Origin of the sequence: Thermobrachium celere DSM 8682 (assembly GCF_000430995.1) — a bacterium.
Taxonomy (GTDB): Bacteria; Bacillota; Clostridia; order Clostridiales; family Caloramatoraceae; genus Thermobrachium; species Thermobrachium celere.
The window spans coordinates 1-1,325 of sequence record NZ_HF952013.1 but is presented as its reverse complement, the minus strand read 5'-3'; the positions used below and the strand labels follow the sequence as shown (position 1 = coordinate 1,325).

1 protein-coding gene and 1 pseudogene are annotated in these 1,325 nt (G+C 31.9%); both read right to left on the bottom strand.

Going from position 1 to position 1,325, the window contains the following annotated elements; translation table 11 throughout:
- Positions 1–221: CAT RNA binding domain-containing protein (locus TCEL_RS00555; protein ID WP_040683689.1), on the bottom strand; the 221-nt coding region annotated here is incomplete at its 3' end.
- 278 nt (positions 222–499) lie between these two features.
- A pseudogene (locus TCEL_RS14005) lies at positions 500–1,325 on the bottom strand (IS30 family transposase); the annotation flags it as partial.

Below are 1,325 nucleotides of genomic sequence, written 5' to 3'. Positions count from 1 at the left end.
ACTATTTCTTCATTAACTGTATTAAGTAGCCTGTTGTAATTTTCTGCATGCTCACTTTTTATTTGAATAAACTTCTGTTCAATTATGTCCTTTTCTGTTATAGGGTCCCCTTTCTTTTTCCCAAACCCTATTCCTTTACCAATTAAAACAAAAATCTCATCATCTTTTTGAGTAATAACAACGTTATTGCTTAATACTTTGGTAACTACATACCCTTCCATACACATTACTCCTTATTAGGATACTAATATTTTATTAAAAAAGAAGAAAAAATTCAATACCTTTTTATTTACAAAATTGTAGCTTAAATTGCAATATTAAATGCAACACCCCTGTGAAAAATCATGTAGAATAGGACTGACAATAGTCAAAATCAGCCTTAAGCCCATCTTAATAATAACAGGAGATGGAGTGCATGGGTTTGTCAAGGGCTGCGTAGCAGGCGGAGCTTTACCCTTGATAAACCACAAGCGACATCTATAATATTCAAAATATGGGATTAAGCAATCTTCGATAGTTCTTCATAAAAATATTTTTCTGGGGTTTTGTAATTTAGCAATTTACGTGGCAACCTATTCATCCAATTTTGAATCCTTTGAATTGTATCAAAAGATAAGTCTTTGATGCTTTTACCCTTAGGGATAAAACGACGTATAAGACCATTATGACGTTCATTAGTACCCCTTTCGAAGGAAGAATAAGGGTGAGTATAGTATACCTCTATACCATATTCTTTAAGCAAAGTTTCTAAATTACTAAATTCAACCCCATTGTCAGCTGTGATACTTTTAAATACATGTTTAAAAGTATCACTATACATCTCCATAAGCTTTTTATTGAATCATCAACAGATTTACTATCTTTAGCATTTAAAGTTATCATTATTTCATAACGGGACTTACGCTCTGTTAGAGTCAAGAGAGCATTATCACCGGACTTTTTACCAATGACAGTATCTATTTCCCAATGTCCGAATTCTTCACGGGTATTTACTTCTTCTGGTCTTAAATCAATACTTTTACCTAAAATACGCTTATTTTGCTTAATTCTTTTATTCTTAGGTTTTAAGCGTAGTTTTAAAGGTAAATCTATATTGCGTACAGATAAAAAGCCTTTATCAATATAGTTGTACAATGTTTTAGTAGAAACAATATATTTATCCTTCCAAGCAGGGTCATTTTTACAATAACCTACTACAGCATCGACGGACCATTTATCTTTAAGAATTTTTGTTTCTGCATACTTTATAAAAGCTTCGGCTGTAGCTATTTAATTTTTGCTCCGCAATTTGAGCGATGATTTTCATATACAGCCTGACCTGTTTC